Consider the following 14,477-nt stretch of genomic DNA (forward strand, 5'->3'; position numbering starts at 1 on the left):
TCCGCAAGGGACTCGATTCCGCTTTGCTCGCGAAATGATCTCCGCTGCGTTCGCCTCGAAACCGGATGTTCCCTTCAGGTAGCGGAGGTGTTGAGGGTCGCCACTACCAACTCAGTTGGCTCCCGACCGACCCGAGATAGGATGACTTACGGACCATTCACATCGCGGATCGAAGACCCCGAATCTCTTCCTCCAGCTCGGCGCATCTTCGATTAAGGCGAGCAATCTCGTTAGCTTGCTCAACGAACTCAAGCTCGGCCTGGACCCATTGTTGCCTGATCAGGTCAGTCTTATCCTCGGCATTGTCGACCCTTTCCGTAACCGCCTTTCGGATAACCTTCTTGCCCTTGAGTTGCTTCTCCTTGATTGCCTTAAGCCAATCATTGACCTTGCCTTTCAGGTCCTTGTGCCGTGGTTTCTGAAGGAGCGCGCGATCAAGGCCAGCGCGCCTCAGGACTTCCTCTGCGGTTAGTCTTCCTTCCGCATAAGGATACAGGCCACCATATCGCTCGAGATCGAGCTCGATAGCCCGTTTGGCGCGTTCAATCTTGATGAGGGTCGTCGCGGCTTTTCGGCTAGCTGCTTTTCGCCCTTGCTCTGCGAGGCCAGCCGATGGCCTCAGCTTTGGAGCTTTTTCTCGGGAGTGTCGCTTGCGAACATCTACCATCCCGGTTCTACGCGGCTTTGCGGCTGGACCAAATCATGCTCGCGGAGTGGCTGCTTGCGAGTATGCGTTCCCGCACGTCCTCCCAGCGATACAGATTGGCAAGGATTTGCCCCTCAATATTCGCAACAAGCAGGTCTGCGCCTTCTTCTGAGGCAGCGGCATGTTCATCAAGCAGCCTCGCCAACACCCCGGCGCAATCCGCTTTGGCACGAGCCATTTCAAGCCTGTGATCACAGTCCGTTCGGCACGCACCCGCATCTGGTGATCCCCGTCCCTGCGTGCACGGCCCGAACTGCCCAAGGCCTTTGGTGCAGAGGACGCCTGGCCGTACCAATTCCCAAAGGCGGCCGTTAAAGGTCAAAATCCTGATCGCTTCGGACATGCTGTCTGTTCCGAGTGCATGCTCCCCGCGGCGCATCTTAAAGTCAGCCAGGCCGACCCGAAGGGATACTGCGGCCGGGCCAGCCGCTGCCCCTAGTTCAACGTCAGCCAGCGCCTCTCCGGCGACCGCATATGCGATCTCGGCGGCAACTTTCTTTACGTCTTGGGCGATGGCCGGATCAGACAGCATATATTGCAATGTCATCTCAAGATCCTTGTGCCCGAAGAGATCCATCAGCACTTGAGGTGCCGCCGCCACGCACAGCGCTATTAACCGCGCCACGGTGTGACGCCATCTGTGCGAATGTGGTCTGCTACTTCCCGTGAGGTGGCTTAACCCCAACTGTGACACGGCCTGGACCACCGGCTCGTTTACATTCCGAAGGGGAGAGCCGGCCGGTTCAGCTCCATCCTGAAGCAGCACCCAGAGATGTGCCTCGCCTTCAGGGCGAATGACACGCGCGATCTCCTGTTGAAGCTGGAGTGCCTTGAGGGCCCTAGGGTGCAAGGGCCAATCGCGTTCTTGACCGCGTTCCCCTTCGGCAAGCTTGAATGTGTTAGCTACGTAGCGACCTGTCCCGTGCGGATCCAAAGACCCGTCAGTGCCGTCGAGCGACTCGCTTGATCGGCCTCCGGTACAGAAACTATGGACGCAATAATTCATTGCTTGGATCACGCCCACCATGATGTTGATACTAATCGCATCGCGGGGTGGCCATGCGGCGGTTGTTCTCTTCTCTCTCGCCCAAGTCATGGTCCAGGGGAGCTGAGTCACTCGCTTTCCCGTGGGGTCCCGCCAAGGGAAGTTGGCTATTATGGCTCTTCGCTCTTCGATCGTCTTGGGATGGCTCGTGCTACGTTTTGACTGTGCTGCGTGGGCCCGAAGCTCCGCCCAGCAGGCGACTATCGCGGAGCCGAGATTGTCTTGTAGCCACAACGCTCGGCCAACAATTTCCGTAACGAAGGGCTCGCTATAAGGCTCGGTAACCTTGCCCTTTTTCTGCTTCAGCTTGCTGGGTGGCGATTGCCCGCGACGTGTGGTTTCAATAGAGGGCTCAATTGAGACAGTTTCGACTTCAGTCGAATGTATGCTGAGGGGGAAATCCGACAAGACGCCACGCCCGCCAAGTTCGGCAAGATTCTTGATCACAGTGCTGATTGTGATCTGCGACCCGGAGCTCGGCGAAAGCGCCGAGCGCATTCTCTTCCAGTCAACTGATTGCAAATGTGACCAAAGCTGGCTGTCCAGCGCTGAATGATCGCCTGCGGACCATCGAGCCATTTTTACCAGCCATCGCGCTCTTCCCAACCAAGTGGAGACCTTAACCCGTCTAACACCTGATTGAGTTCTGCGGGGTAGAGCCAATGCCAGGAGGGACTTTCGGAGGCTCTGATCGTAAAGCGGTACAGCGGCCGTTGCGTTGCGACTGTCGGGAAAGCATGAGGTCGTGAGAGTTCTGCTACTTAATCGTCTCAGGGTTCCAGGTGGCAACCAGGTCTCAGGAACAATCCAGATATCGTCACCAACCCGTACCCCTGGGAAGATCTCTAGAAGACTCACCTCTTCCCAGGTCCGCGCGCCCAGCGACGCATAGTCCCCGATGGCAACAGAGAGCGCCTCTCCCCAGCGTTCAGGGCGCGCGATTTCGGTGGGACTAGTAAGCTGGAAAGGTATCATGAACCTGGAGTTCCCCTGACAACAGCTTGTTCAGCCACAGCTGAGTCGACTCCCCAACTGACTCCTTCGCGAAATCCATCAATGTGGCGTCCAAGGATGCTGCTTCTTCCTCGAATGACGATCCAGTCCACGCCGCTAAAGGAATTGTGCGCTGGATGTAGATGAGTTCGGCTCTTGCGCGCGTGAGCGGATCGAGGCTCTCCTCGAAAACGATCCCGTTGATGCAACCGGTGCAGCGCTGCACTCGGCAGATTGCACCGGGGACGTGATCGGGGGATACGTTCTTTGGAGGAGAATCTGGCTGGAGGCAGCCCATTCCCAGCCGTGTCCGCTGCCGCCGGTCTAACAGCCGACGTTCTTGCTCCAGAGTAATCTCCCCCCGCTCCAGCTTCAGTCGGATCCGGGTTGCGTCGAGTACCCGTCCGCTCTCGATCTCGCCGAATGTTACGTCTTGGAAGGCACGGACGAGTCCCTCACTTTGAGCGCGGTAGCGCCGACGGCGGAGGTAGTGAACGAGTGAACGGTAGTCCTCATGCTGGCCAGCAAGCCGCGCGATGAGGATGTTGTTGCCGCTGGTTATGTAGGCGTGGCCGATCCAGGCATCCCGGGCATCCCCCGTCACGAGCGCCGCCAACGCAGGGTGGTCCTCGAACAGCCCATGCTTCTGCGCTGCCAACCTAGCAATTTCGTTTAGGTGGCTTGAGTCGTCGCCATGAAGGCAGCCTACCTCGCCCACCTTGTTGACTACGTGGAACAACCATGGGCTCCGAGACATCGTCTCGAGTCGCACGATCTCGGCAGCCGTCTCTGGCATACCGTCACTCAGGTACTTGGCGCGTGCATCGGCCAATCGCTGAAGCACCGTGCGTCTGAGGGGAGCGGTGCATTTTATCATGAACTCGATGATACGGTATGGATGCCACTCGGGCTTGCGCAGACAAGGGATGAACACGTGCTTGTCCGCTCTGCCTTTGAAACTATGAAGCACGCAGAACTCGGGTTTCTGAGGATGAGGCTCCCACCAGTGTTTTTCGTCGGAGATGTCGATGCCAATGGCGGTTGATAGATTCCAACCTGTGCCAACGAGAAAGAGCCAGAAGAAAACGGCTGTGTCTTGGTAGCTGGGATGAAACCACCGAAGTTTACCTACTATTCCTTCGCTTGCGCGTTCGGTCATACCTGGGGCGAGGTACTCCGGACCATTGTGTTTTTGTGTCCGGACGTTGTTCGCCTTATTAAGACCGCGGGCGCCTGCAGCGTAGAAATCCTCCTTCGAGGGCAAGGTATTTCGGGTCAATTTGCGGACTAGCCAAGCGTGGTTTTCTCTCTGCTCCCACGCAGCACTTGCTCGAGTTGATCGAAGTCCGCGAGGGTCTCTTCCACCATTGGCTAAGCGCTCGCCTTCCTGAAACATGGCCTTGATCGACATCGCCTCCTTTTTGAAGGCGTTGTACAGCCGCGGGTATGCTTTCAGGTCGACATCATCCTTATGGACTATCGGATCCCGCTCGCGTGCGGGCCAGAATAACGGCGTGGAACCACTTGTCATTCTTGCCGCGTCTACCAGGCCCTTGATGTGCTTGTAGACGCTTCCGGTGAAGCCCTTCGCTTCAGCCCATTTTGCTAGGGCAATACCATGGCCATCCTTCAGATCGGCAAAGCACTTTACCGACTGATCGGGGTCGATACTGTCGAGGAAACGCAAAAGTTGACGGCAGGACGACCTGAAGTCTGCCTCGTAACTCTCTGGAGGACAAAGCGCCTGGAAAACCTCTGAGAGACCGAGCGCGAAACCGAGCCTCCCCTGAAAATCCGCTGGCCATCTGGCCTGCAACTGTGGGGGCACATCCTCCCGTTTACGTCCCTCGGCAAACTCAGTCAGATCCACCGGATAGTACGAGCCATCATGGGCCTCAACCCAAAACTGGAGTGCGACGTCACCAGCGATATTGTTGGACCGGCGCTGCTTCACGCGGTCACCTGACGGTCGAGTTCCCCGGAAAGTGCTCCGATACCATTCTTTGGACCGCCGGAAGGTAGAGTTTCCCGACGTTTTCACGATGGCGGGCTGGCTGCGCCATCGGGATTGAGCAACGAGATCGGGACCTTATGCCCGATCGCCCCGTGTGGGCGCTCCTCGTTGTAGTATCTGCGCCAATCCTCCATCTTTTCAGCCGCGTCCGCAAGCGTCAGGAACCAATGGGCGTTCAGACACTCCGCCCGGAAGCGGCCGTTGAAGGCTTCGATGTAGGCATTGTCAGTCGGCTTCCCCGGCCTTGAGAAGTCGAGCGTGACGCCTCTGGTGTAAGCCCACAGGTCGAGGTCCCGGGAGACGAACTCGGAGCCCTGGTCGACGCGGATCGTCTTCGGATAGCCGATCTTCGGGCAGACATGCTCCAAAGCGCGGACCACGTCTTCGGCCCGATAGCTGAACCGGGGATCGAGCACAGGCACGTAGCGGGAGAACGTATCGACGACCGTCAGCACGCGGATCTTCTTGCCCGTAGCGAGCTGATCGTGGACGAAGTCCATCGCCCAGACGTCGTTCGGGCGGACGGCTTCTTCCAGTTGAAGTAGGTCGCCTGGCTGATCCCCGCCCGACGGCAGATCTCCGCGACCGGAATCCCGTCCGCGCCCTGCTTCAGAATGAACGCCTTCTGCGCGTCCGAAAACTTCGATGCCTTCATCGTCTTCCGCTCCTCCCAGCCAAGGGATGTTACCGCGGAAAACTCCAGTTCCGAACGGCCCAGTTTTCGGGGTTCAGAGCAAAAGAAAGGTGTGCCAACCGGCCGCTGCTTCTGCCAAGCCAGAGGCCGTCACGAGCCACCGGAGATACAGATCAGTCGTTTCTTCGCTTACGTGCCCTAGCTGTTTTCGCAGCGTTTTCAGATACCAAGCGCCTCGCGCTACGACCCAGTCTGCGCCCATATCGGATAACGCCCGGCCGGCCGCCGTGGCTTCATGCTCGAGCGCATAGAGCACGTAGAAGCATGCATAGGTATGCCTGCCGAAATGCGTAGTCCATCGGGCAGGGCGTGGTTCTACCGTATGGAAGCAGTCGTACAGCCGCGCCTCAGAGACCGGCGTACCCTCGTAGTGGCGGGCATCGGAGAGAAAAACTAGCGATTTCGGCGGGCTGTTCTCACGTTTGTGCCATAGGTAGCGGAGCCTCAACCATCCACCGTCCAGCCAGTTTCGGATCTCCATTAGGAATGGGATCGCAATGGAGATCGTGCGTGGTCTACCGCCCTTCGTCACGACCAGAGTGACTGGTCCGCTGACCTGGCCTGCCAAAGATAGATTCTGCAACGTTTCCTTCGAGGGGATCTGATGCTCTTTGATCGCAACGGTCTCGAAAAGACGCGTTCCCGATTCGAGAACGAAACGCGAAGCGAGGTACTTTGGGTAACCCTTCTTCTGCCGAACGGCTTGCAGCCAGCTTGCCACCTGCTGCGGTTTTGGGAGGTAGCTGACCTTCTCAACGTCTTCTGAGTCAGATTCCGGACGCCTTCCTTGCCGCGATCGAACGAGGGCCGTGGCTTGTCCGGGGAGTTGCGCGCCCGAGGGCCTGCTGACCACCTTGTACTTGACATCGAATGCAGGCCGTAAGCCGCGGTCGGCCGCCCAGGCTAGAAATGCTGTCGACTCGTCAGCATGATGATTGGCCGTTCTCGGCTTTAGTGTCCGACCGCTAAGGGACCAGCGTCCCAGAGCCATGTCATTCTGAAAGCGGAGAACACTCTTGTAAGATACGTCCCGCCAATCGATCTTGCGATGATCACACCAATCGACAAACACGCCGAGATGCCGCGCAATGTTCTCGACCGTCTTTTCTGACGGCACTTTCTCTGCATCCCAAGGAGCAGGCCGCCCGAGCCCCGCTTCGCCCAGAGCGCGTTCGCGAAGATATCGATTGTGCGTTCGGCAATACCGCCCCGCTCGATCAAAGAGCGCGGGCACACCAGCGACTGAGTCGAAACCCAACCGACCAAGCCGCTTCGCGTCCGGATAATACAGCGTCGCCATCGCGATCGATGCTCTCGCCGCTATTCCGATCGATCCCGTCGTTTCCGCAGGTAGGTTGATGTGAGCTGGATGTCGTCGTGACGTGTCGCTCGAAAATATCCGACGATCGATCCCGTCGGACGGGGCGCAGCAACGACGTGGTGACGGCAAGCGCCACACTCTGGATTGCGTCCTTCCGCGTAGCAGCTGTCTGGGCGTTCGAGAAGGCAATGCCCTTCTGCGGCGGCGTGGAAAAGTGTCGCCAAGACGTTTTGTTTGTGAGTGACCATCGGTTGCCTCCTGTGGATACGCGCGAGCCTGGGGCGTCGCGGGGCGCTGGTCAACGGTGCGGCCTAAGGATGGCGTGCGGGGGAATTTCGTCCGCCTGTGGATTGCCCAAAAGCCGTCAAACCCAAGGATTTCGAGGCAAAAGGACTCGTTTCCTCGTCAAAGGACTGCTTTGGCAAAATGGGCGCGGGAGTCCTTTGGGGGCACCTCATTGCGGCTTCCCTTGCCCCAACGATGCGATGCCGAAGATTTCCGCAGGCCTGTGGACAACCTGTTGACAAGCTGTGGAGCGCTCCGAGCACCCTGAGGAGCGCTCGGTTCCGGGTTAACGTCGGAATCGCTCGGACCGTCAGCTTGGGAGGCGAATCAGGTCCTCGATCAGCTCCGAGCCGGGCGAAACTCCGGATACGAAAAGTCTGTCCCGAGCTCGGGTCGCGGCGACATAGAGAAGCTGCCGCTCGGTCGCGATGACCTCGTCGAGTTCGAATTCGTCAGCGACGTCGGCCACGCGCGCTGCAAGCGGAAGAACGCCTTCGTCGCAGGCTACGACGAGCACCGCCCGAAACTCGAGACCCTTGGCGAGGTGCATTGTGCCGACGAGCGCCGACGCCTCTGTATGCAGCTTGCCGGAGGATATTGTTCGGTACGGCAATTCCGCCGCCTCGGCGATCGCCCGGGCGCGAGGCAGCTCATCCGCCGAGCGGACGAAGATGGCGATCTGGTCGGCAGGGATGCCGTCGGCGAGCGCCATGCGGACGAAGGTCACCGCGGCCACCCGTTCCGCGTCCTCGCTGTCGGCAATGATGACCTCTGGGTCGAGGCCCTCGAAGACCGACACCGTGCCACGGCGGTCCTCCTCGAGGCCGTCGACGTCCCTTACGGTCTGCGGCAGCAGGCGGTCCGCCATCGCCCTGATCTGCTGGGAGGTTCGGTAGTTGACCTTAAGCGTTATCGAGCGGCCACGCACGTCGATCCCAAGTCCCTTCCATGAGAAGGGCTGCTGGAAGATGCGCTGCCCAATATCGCCGGTGAAGAACAACGCGTCGGACCGGTTCGGAGCAATCGCTGAAAGGAAACGCAGTTCGGGCACGCCGAGGTCCTGGGCCTCATCGACGACGATGTGGGTGAAGGGCTTGTCGGTCTTGCCGGAGCAGGTTTCCGTCACCGCCGCGAACAACGACGCCTGGGTGAACAAGCTGCGTTGCCCAAGGACCTGCCGGACGGTCGCGAAGACCTGCCATAGCGCTTCACGCTGTTTCGCGCCTAGGCGGTTCTTGCGCCCCATTCGAGGCACATCAGCATAGGCGTCGGCGCTGTCGATGCGCCAGGCGTCAATGACGTTCTCCCACTCGGAAATCATGAACCGCAACGAGAAGCCAGTCTTCACATCGTTCGCCGCCTTCTCAACGATTCCACGGACCGTGTCGCGATCCGCGATATGCGCCTTGCGTCCCGTGGTGAGTGCGAAGAGTTCCTCGGCGATCTTCCGGAAGGAAGCGACCGTGACCCGGCTCTCGATGTCTGAGCGGCCACCCGACAGCACCGCCAGCTTGCGCTGCAGGGCCGCGGCCAGAGGATCGGAGAAGGTGGTGAGCAAGATGCGGGCGTCGGGATCGAGCCGGAGGACGCGCATCACCCGATGCAGTGCCACGACGGTCTTTCCCGTTCCCGCCGAGCCGGCCACACGCGCGGGTCCGGAATACTCTCGCTCGACGACGCCTCGCTGCAGCGGATGCAGGAACACCGCCCACTTCTCGAACGGTGCGTCGAGAGCCGTCTGCAACTCGTCCATCCCCTCCAGGACCCGGAAACGGCGCAGCGTATCCGGATGCGCCATGGGGTCCGCGACGGGAGCCGCGGCAGGCTTCAGGATTCCGGTTGCCGCGTATTCGAGAAGTCCCTCGGCCGCCTCCTGGGGCAGGTGGGCGGCCAACGCGAAGAAGGTTTCCTCGGTGGCTGTTGCGACGTCGTTCAGCCAGTCCGGGGGGACGCCAATGGAAAGCAATTCGGCTTGGGCAAGGCGATCGAAGATCAGCGGCTGAGGGGCAGCGCCCTGTGGCGCGGAAGACGTATCGAACGGCAGGTCCGGCTGCGTGAACTTGGTCGTGGCGGGTGGTGCGATTTCCTCCACCCGCTCGCGCACCTCGACGATCTGGACCGCACCCGTCGCCGGATGCGTTTCGATCCGCCGTCGCTCCGCCCAGGCATAGGCGTCGTCATGGTGGTCGACATAGGCAAGCATCAGGCTTGCGCCTGTCTTGTGGACGATGATGCGGATGTCTCGGGACACCCGCACCGACCAGAAGTTCGGATCCTTGGACTTGTCGATGCGATGGAACTGTAGCCCGGGCTGGTCTGGATTCGCCTGCAGGTCGAACGCCGTAAGCTTCGCCTGCTTCTGCTCGTCATTGGCGAGCTTGGCGAGGGCGGCGGTGAAGCTGTCGGCAAGTATGGTCGGCATCGGAGCGACTACTTTTCGTCTTTTGGCGATCGAGACAGGCGGTCCCGACGATGCTCAACGACAAGTTTCGCGAGCATGTCCTCGCGCTTCACTTGATTTGCAGATTTGGCCTTCGGTTTAGATGCGCGTTCCTTTGGCGCCTTGATTTTAGCGGCTTTTGCCTCTCGTGGGAGGACAGCAGGCGCTTTAGGTTTCGGTCGACGTAGATCACGTCGCCGGATCAAGGTCGTTGCGACCCCCAAAGCATCGCGCACCAGCTCAGGCTTGGGAGGATGCGTGCGGAGGGGCCTCAAGACGTGATCACCAGTCGATACGATAGTGCGAAAGCGATCGCTTTCATACCAGGTTACTCGGTAAGAGCGCGGCTCAAGTCTATCGGTATGAAATGCACTAACGCTTAAAAACGAGCCACTCACAACGTCGCCGACGACAATGATGTCGTCAGCGCAGGTGACAGCAAAGTGGACGATCGGCTCGTCAGCCATTTCGATCAACCGTCCGGTTATAAAGAGCTCCCACCCCTTTCGATCGACGGCCACGATTTCAATCATCTGCCAATCAATCGCGTACCCGGACTGGTGGTAGCGGCCGCCATCGTAGATCCCAATGAACGTGGCTGCCTCTGCCAGTTCGAGACGAACGCCCCGCAAACGCGGCTGAGGACGTTCCGATGTAGGGCTTACCGCCAATCTCGGATTATCTGTGCATCCGTGTTTCGGCCATGGCGGTCCCAAGTCGTCAAAGAACACGCGGCTACCCCGGCCGTTCTGGTAGTAAAATACCGTCTCCTTACAGACCGGGCATTTTGCATTGGGGTTTACGAAGCAAGACGAATAGCCTCGGCTGGCTCGTTCGTCACGCAAGATGCGCTCAGCGTCGCGGATCTGCATCGATCTGCGCAACTCGGAGCGATCGATCCGGACGTTGCCCCATGTGCTGGAACACCAACCGCACCCGCAACTCGGATAGTGGTTGTGACCACGCCCCATCTCAAACCCCAAACACCTTCAGCACTTCATCCCCGAAGTGGTTGATCACCTTCACAGCAATCCTGCCCGTGCTCGGGCGCGGGAAGGGCCGTGACGTGTCCGAATACAGCGTCGACCAGGCGTCCTCATCGATCTCGGCCTTCAGCGCAGTCTTCAGCGACTTGTAGGGGTCGTTGGCGCCGAGGAAATAGGCGTGGCGGACGAAGAAGCTTTCTTCGTTGTAGTCGGTGTCGATGAACCAGGCGGCGATGCCCTTCACGTCGTCAGAGCGGATCTCGCCTGTTGACGGGTCGAAGATGTCGACGCCGTTGACCTTGACCTGCAACTGCCCGTCCGCCGTCTCGATCAGATCGACATCCGGTTCGCCGAATACGACGAAGAGGTTGCCCTTGCCCGTGTTCTTGAGGTCCTCGGCCATGTGCAGGTCGGGGTTCATGCGGGCCTTCAGGACGGCCAGCGGCCCGAGGCGGTTGAGGTCGCTCGCCTGGGCCTCGAAATTGAAGGCGCAGGCGATCAACGCGTCGAAGCGGGCGTCGGAGGCCTCGCGGGCGGCGGCGGTGATGTCGCTGCGGGTGAGCGTCCCGAACTCGGGACCAATAAGGATTCCCGCGCGCTTCTCGCGGCCGTCGCCGTCATTGTAGCGGCCCTCCGCCGCGAGGAACTTGCCCGGCCAGGGTTCGACCGAGTTGAAGCGGATGGTGTCACGCTTTTCCTGCTGGTGGACGCCTGCCGTGCGCAGATGCTCCAGAACCATCTGGCCGAAATCGATCTCCGGCACGTTGGCGGGAGCTGGCTGCAGGCCGCCTTCACCGGCCCTGATCTCGGCAGCGAGGGTGTCGTCGCGGGCGGTGACGACACGGTGCGGCGACAGGCTCTCCACGGTGAACGGTCCGGCGACGCGCACCTTGCTCTTGTCCTCATAGGGACGGTCGTAGAGCATCTCGACATCGGCAGCCTTGGCGATCGAAGCGTCGATCTCCTTCTGCCGCGTGATGCGGCCTTCCCACCAGCCTTTGTGCAACTCACGAACACGAGCGCTGGCCAGTCCGGCCTTCGCGGCACCGTCCTTCGTCTCGAGCCACAGGTCGAGGTCGCGCGGTATCTCCCATTCCGCGAAGGCGGTCTGCAGATTCTCGTTCAGTGCGCTGCGCATCGGCTCCAACACTGCTTGCCAACGCTCCCAGATCACGTCGATCTCGGCATTATTGGCGATGGATTTCAGCGTGATGTGCGGCGCGCGCTCGTAGACGAATCCCTGCCGGACATCGCCGGATGTCGATCCATGCGGCTGTATCTTGCCGGACACCTTCTGCTCCTGCGCGCGGCCCTCCGGGCTGTCGGCCAGGTGATAGAAGGGATAGCGGGCAGACATCAGACGGGTCCGGGCGAGCGCAAGCGCCACGCGCGACGTGTCGATGGTAATCCAACGCCGCCCCCATTGCTCAGCGACCGTCGCCGTCGTGCCGGAGCCGCAGGTCGGGTCAAGCACAAGGTCTCCTGGATCGGTGGTCATGAGAATGCAGCGCTCGATGACCTTGGTTCCAGTTTGCACGACATACAACTTATCGTAAGCAAATCCCGAATGTCCGGTATCCGGCCAGAAATTAGAGTACGGAGAAACAGGATAGTCATTCAGGAACCGAACGTAATTCAGTGTGTTCTCTGTTCCATAAATCCTGTCAGAACGAGAGGCACGGCGGAGGCCGTCTGGATATCTAGGTTTCCAGTGGCTGCTTTTCGTGGGGTGGTATGTTCTGCCTTGAAAGTCGAACGGTGTCGGTTCCTTTGAAGGACCCTGGCCGCACAGATCGCTGATCCGGAATATCCGAGCCGAGGTAGGGAGTGCATCCAAGTTGGCGAGTTCATTTACAGAAAGCCGTCTTCTATTCCCAACCGCGAACTCAGCGCTCTTATAGGCGCTGGACTCGTCGTCCGCGCCTTTCTTTTCAAAGTAGAGAGGCCTGAATTTCTTCTTCGTATCGTCCTTGCAATACCAAATCACATAATCACCAACACGACTAAGGCCGCTTGTAGCAAGCCCGCCGGTCGTCACGAAATAGATGGTGCTCTGATAGTTTTTTTCCCCAAACACCTCGTCCATCAGCGCCCGGACGCGATGCACGTTCTCGTCGCCGATCTGCACAAAGACGGAGCCGCTTTCAGTGAGCAGTTCACGCGCGACCATCAACCTGTCGCGCAGATAGGTGAGGTAGGAATGGATGCCGTCCTTCCAGGTGTCGCGGAACGCCTTCACCTGTTCCGGCTCGCGTGACACGTCGGTCGCCTTGCCGTCCTTCACGTCACGGGACTGTGTCGAGACCTGCCAGTTCGAGTTGAACTTGATACCGTAGGGCGGGTCGAAATAGATGCTCTGCACCTTGCCGCGCATCGCCTCCCGTTCCGCGAGGCTCGCCATCACCTGCAGGCTGTCGCCGAGGATGAAGCGGTTCGTCCAGTGCTGGGCGTGCTGGTAGAACTCGGCCCGCGCCTCCGGATCTGTCAGCCCGTTGAAATCGGCGAACAGGTCCGGCGCGTCGGTCTCGCTTGCGCGCTTGGCACTGGTGCTGCGCTTCAACTCGTCGATGATCGCCTTGGGATGCACCTTCTCCTGCACGTAGATCGGCGGCGCGTTGACGACGAGGTCGGACCAGTCCTGGGTGTCCTTGCCCTTCCAGACAAGCTGCGCGTCGCCGATCTCGATCTCGCCCGTCTCGGCGAGTTTCCGCATCTGCTCCTTCGTGATCGTGATCTTCACGCCGTTCCAGACGATCTGCGGATCGATATCTCCATCGCGATCCCGCGTCTCGCCGTTGGCCAGTGGCCGCGGGCGGTGCAGGGACATCGAGCGCTCGCTCTCGCCCAGCATCTCCGCCTGCTGCTCGAACAACGACGCCATCTCGGCCGTCGGATTGTTGATCCGCGTGGCCGCGTCGTGCGTGAGGGCGTCGATCGCCTTCTGGATGGGCGTTTTGGCCATCAGGATTTCTCGTCTTTTGCGTCAGAGGGATGGGCAAGGAAGGCATAGCGATCGCGGAGGTAGTCCGCCCAGCCGTCGCCGTCCGGCACATCGGCGATTAGCGGCGCGAACAGGGATTCGGTCGATCGGCTGACGAAGTCGTCCGGGTTGACCAGAAGCGAGCGGTAGACCGTGAAGGCGTTCTCGCCGAGCTCAAGCTTCCGCAGCGCAGGCGAGGTGACGCGGGTCAGCCGCCTGTTCCCGGCGGGGGCGATGTGGAGCACGCGGACGCGCTCGGTGCCGTCTTCCTTCTCCCCCTGCATGCGAGAGGCCAGCATCTGCTGCCGGAAGAGCTGATAGAACGGTTCCCAGAACAGGTCGGTGAGCTTCAGGCGGGTATCGCTGCGGACGGGACCGAACGGCGCGAAGGCTATGCCCTGATAGCGGCGAAGGCGCTCGGCCTCGCGCTTCTGCTCGGGCGGAGTTCCATAGGACTCCGTGTATTTCCACTCGACCAGCAAGGTTTCGATCCGTCCGGCCTGGCGGAATCGCAGGATCGCGTCGGCGCTGGTGACGTTGGCGCCGCGTTTCGGCACGCCGGTCCGGGGCCATTCGTTGAGATAGTCCTTGCGGCCGATCCATTCGAAGCCGACGAACCAGGATTTGCCGTCGGGCCCCGTCTCGACCTCCAGCATGTCGGGAAGCGGGCCGCCAATCGCCTGCTGGACGAGCTTGGACAGTACATCCGGGCGCGTGGCCAGTGGCATCAGGAAGTTCAGGCAGCAAACCTGCGAGGACAGCCCGTGGGCAGCATGCTGGTGCCAGGCGATGTTGTTGTCGTCGAAGTAGCGCGCGGCAATTTCCCGGATTTCGGGATTGAGATTCGACAGCCGGTTGCCTGGGGGGAGGCGGTAGTCGCACCCGTCAAATCCACACTCGTCCGGCAAGGTCGCGCGGAAGAACACCGACTGGCGCGCACGCTCCTGTTCGACGAAATCGACATTTCCTGTTTCGGCACGGGTCATTTGGAGAGACCTCCGCCGAGCGTCCCA

Annotated in this window: 9 protein-coding genes and 1 pseudogene; all 10 read right to left on the reverse strand. The window is 60.2% G+C overall.

Annotation, left to right across the window (positions count from 1 at the left end; translation table 11 throughout):
- Window positions 1-157 precede the first annotated feature (157 nt).
- Complete coding sequence (locus IHE39_RS05190; protein WP_192565715.1) at window positions 158-667, reverse strand: hypothetical protein; 510 nt, start codon at window positions 665-667, stop codon at window positions 158-160.
- A 7-nt stretch (window positions 668-674) separates the two neighbouring features.
- A complete protein-coding gene (locus IHE39_RS05195) occupies window positions 675-2,330 on the reverse strand; it encodes a tyrosine-type recombinase/integrase (RefSeq protein WP_192565716.1) in 1,656 nt (551 codons plus the stop codon).
- A 373-nt stretch (window positions 2,331-2,703) separates the two neighbouring features.
- On the reverse strand, window positions 2,704-4,698 hold the full coding sequence (locus IHE39_RS05200; RefSeq protein ID WP_192565717.1) for a hypothetical protein: 1,995 nt from the start codon (window positions 4,696-4,698) through the stop codon (window positions 2,704-2,706).
- An 83-nt stretch (window positions 4,699-4,781) separates the two neighbouring features.
- Window positions 4,782-5,285 (reverse strand): annotated as a pseudogene (locus IHE39_RS05205) (integrase core domain-containing protein); the annotation flags it as partial.
- Window positions 5,207-5,413: a transposase gene (locus IHE39_RS31210; RefSeq protein ID WP_434781280.1), complete on the reverse strand. Its 207-nt coding sequence runs from the start codon at window positions 5,411-5,413 to the stop codon at window positions 5,207-5,209. The gene IHE39_RS31210 and the pseudogene IHE39_RS05205, both read right to left, overlap by 79 nt.
- 73 nt (window positions 5,414-5,486) lie before the next feature.
- On the reverse strand, window positions 5,487-6,752 hold the full coding sequence (locus IHE39_RS05210; RefSeq protein WP_192565718.1) for a site-specific integrase: 1,266 nt from the start codon (window positions 6,750-6,752) through the stop codon (window positions 5,487-5,489).
- 616 nt (window positions 6,753-7,368) lie between these two features.
- Window positions 7,369-9,480 carry a 3'-5' exonuclease gene (locus IHE39_RS05215; RefSeq protein WP_192565719.1) on the reverse strand — a complete coding sequence of 704 codons (2,112 nt, stop codon included), beginning with the start codon at window positions 9,478-9,480 and terminating at the stop codon, window positions 7,369-7,371.
- 8 nt (window positions 9,481-9,488) lie between these two features.
- The gene (locus IHE39_RS05220; RefSeq protein WP_192565720.1) at window positions 9,489-10,370 is read right to left on the reverse strand and encodes a hypothetical protein; all 882 of its coding nucleotides are present in this window, start codon (window positions 10,368-10,370) and stop codon (window positions 9,489-9,491) included.
- A 100-nt stretch (window positions 10,371-10,470) separates the two neighbouring features.
- Window positions 10,471-13,446 carry a site-specific DNA-methyltransferase gene (locus tag IHE39_RS05225; protein WP_192565721.1) on the reverse strand — a complete coding sequence of 992 codons (2,976 nt, stop codon included), beginning with the start codon at window positions 13,444-13,446 and terminating at the stop codon, window positions 10,471-10,473.
- Window positions 13,446-14,450: a PGN_0703 family putative restriction endonuclease gene (locus IHE39_RS05230; RefSeq protein WP_192565722.1), complete on the reverse strand. Its 1,005-nt coding sequence runs from the start codon at window positions 14,448-14,450 to the stop codon at window positions 13,446-13,448. Before IHE39_RS05230 ends, IHE39_RS05225 begins: the two co-directional genes overlap by 1 nt.
- Window positions 14,451-14,477: the final 27 nt, after the last annotated feature.

Origin of the sequence: Aminobacter carboxidus, assembly GCF_014863355.1 — a bacterium.
GTDB lineage: Bacteria > Pseudomonadota > Alphaproteobacteria > Rhizobiales > Rhizobiaceae > Aminobacter > Aminobacter carboxidus.